This window comes from Vibrio sp. V04_P4A5T148 (genome assembly GCF_963875605.1).
Classification (GTDB): domain Bacteria; phylum Pseudomonadota; class Gammaproteobacteria; order Enterobacterales; family Vibrionaceae; genus Vibrio; species Vibrio anguillarum.
This window is the reverse complement of record NZ_CAWNMS010000007.1, coordinates 1-2,555: the sequence shown is the minus strand read 5'-3', so window position 1 is coordinate 2,555 and position 2,555 is coordinate 1. Positions and strand designations below refer to the sequence as shown.

Annotated in this window: 2 protein-coding genes; both read left to right on the top strand. The window is 39.8% G+C overall.

Going from position 1 to position 2,555, the window contains the following annotated elements; translation table 11 throughout:
- Positions 1-19 precede the first annotated feature (19 nt).
- A complete protein-coding gene (locus AACT18_RS00100; protein ID WP_094143060.1) occupies positions 20-556 on the top strand; it encodes a nucleotidyltransferase family protein in 537 nt (178 codons plus the stop codon).
- 397 nt (positions 557-953) lie between these two features.
- Entirely contained in the window at positions 954-1,244 is a 291-nt protein-coding gene (locus AACT18_RS00095) for a hypothetical protein (protein WP_094146642.1), read from the top strand.
- The last annotated feature ends 1,311 nt before the right edge of the window (positions 1,245-2,555 follow it).

The window sequence follows — 2,555 nt, the reverse complement described above, 5'->3', positions numbered from 1 at the left end:
TTATGGCGCAAGGTGAAAAATGGATACTATCGTTGATTTAGTTAGAAAAGATCCCGTTCGATTTGAAGCACTGGAATGTGTTTACCAGCTTGAATTGCCTCAGTGCTACATAGCCGCAGGTTTTGTGCGAAACCTTGTCTGGGACTTTTTACATCGCAACGTAAAGCCGACGCCATTAAACGATATTGATGTCATTTTCTTCGATGCTGATTGTGTCGATTCAGATTATGAAAAATCACTTGAACTCAAGTTATCGGAGCAAATGCCCCAGATCAATTGGCAAGTGAAAAATCAAGCCAAGATGCACTTACAAAATGGTGACGATCCTTACCAAAGCACATTGGATGCCATGAGCTATTGGCCTGAAAAAGAAACGGCGGTAGCAGTGAGAAAAGTCGAGCACGATCGTTACGAATGTATATCAGCCTTTGGTTTCGAGAGTTTATTTCAAGGTTTAATCACACATAATCCTAAACGAGCATATGGAACCTTCGAAAATCGAGTAAAGTCAAAGGGTTGGTTAGTTATATGGCCTAACTTGAGAATTGCGCCATAACAAACGCTTCAAGAGGGACAGTCAACGCGCGGCATTTTTACTATGCGTTGGTTTATGTGATTACGGTGTTATGCGGTAAGTTGGTAGTAGCGTTGTCTGCCCCTTAAGCGGGCGTTAGGCGATTCGGATAAACTTAAATAAAGAGGTATAAAATTGCCAATTTTAATATCGAATATTTACCTGAGTAATTTCCAAATCACTTTCTTATGGGAAAAATTAGGGCGAAAAGCCGCTGCATATGGCTTGCTCGAAGAGATATTGCTTATAGCAATTTTTGAGCTGAGCGTAACAAAGAGAACACAAAGAAAGTGACCCTGAACTACCGTATGAGAAACGGCTACGTTTGGCAGCAATCATTATACAAGAAATTCAAAAGTTAAAGTAAGAGGTGGTTAATATGTTTGGTAAATTATTTGGTACCTATCAAGAAATACAAGAAAGTAATGAAAAAATAAAAGCTAGTGAAATAGATATATTTAGATTAAAGTTATCTATGGCTTACGATAATGATTTAGAGTCCATCATTGCAAAGGTGAACGAATTCCGACAATTACAACAATTAATGATCGAGTTTGATGAAACATTTAATAAATTAAAAGAGTTAGATGAAGAAGAAAGACTTTCTTTAGGGTTGGAAAGTATCACACAAGATAAGAAAACCAAGCTTTTAACACTTACTAAAATTTAATTTTAACTTAGAGGAATAAAAACATGATTTCAAACGCTTATATTATCAAAACTAAACCTGCTGTAAATTATAACTTTAATGGTTAGGTGAGTGGTTTGGGAATTCGCCTAACAAACGGCTCAAGAGGGATTGCCAACGCGTGGCGGTTTTAGTGCAAAATTGAAGTTCAGTGTTTAAGGTGTGTTTTTTGAGTCTGGCGGTGCGTTGTCAACCCCTTAGCCGGGCGTTAGCTTAAAACAATGAAAATCAATTGCTTGCAGCCTGTTTTTTCTTCCTTTGGCAGTTCGTTCAGGTTTCTCGGCAAATCGGCATTGTTTGCTAACGCGAGTTTTGAGCTGTTGCCTCAATTGAGTTTGGGACTGCGCGAGGTCAGTTAGTTTGGCGCAAAGTCGCTTTGGAAGTTTTGCTTTCGCTGTGAGTTTTCCGAAAGTGATTTATCAAAATTTTCGGGTTTTAAAACTCAGGTGGTTTTCCTGCTTTTCAAATCGGGTTAATCTCAGTTTTGGTAAATCTAAGGTGCTGAAATTTAAGCTAACAAGCTGCTTAAGTGGGATTCGCAACGCGTGGCATTTTTAGCATGCGGTGAGTTTTGTGATTAAGTTGGTGTGCGGTAGCTTTTGCAGTGCGTTGCTCACCCCTTAGCAGGGCGTTATGCAACTCAGGTGAATTTAGTGGCTCAATCTTTTGGGATTTCTCCGGCCATTTGTTTTGTGTTGTCGGCAAATGAGCTTTTTTACCCTCAAATTCGTGGCTAACTCAAGCCGTAAAACAGGCAAGGTTCTTTGTTTGCCTCAATTAGTTTTAGCGTTGGCTTGCTGCCAATTTAGAGCGCGCAAAGTGTGGAAATGGCAAGTTAATCGAGCATTTTGCTTTTGCTGAAGGTTTCGCTCGTTAAGTTTTCCTGATTCAAAAGCTTGGTTTGTTGCTGAAAGGTGGACTTTGTTTTGGCGGCTTATTTATCTCGGCTCCTACTTGGGTTGATTCTTGAATCACTCAACCATTGCAATGGTGGCTTTTGATCGAGTAAAGTCAGCTTATCTTATTGAATTTGCATAACAAACGGCTCAAGAGGGATTGCCAACGCGTGGCGGTTTTAGTGCAAAATTGCAGTTCAGTGTTTACAGTGTTTTTTTTAAGTTCGGTAGTGCGTTGTCAACCCCTTAGCCGGGCGTTAGCTGAGGTTAAGAAAAACCATAAAATTAAGCGTTTATTTTTCTTAGTCTGAGGCTCTAGCTTTACACCTGAAAGTCAGCACTTTTCCATGTATCTCGCCAGTGGCACTGTTCGTGAAGTGCTTGAACTAACCGAAGT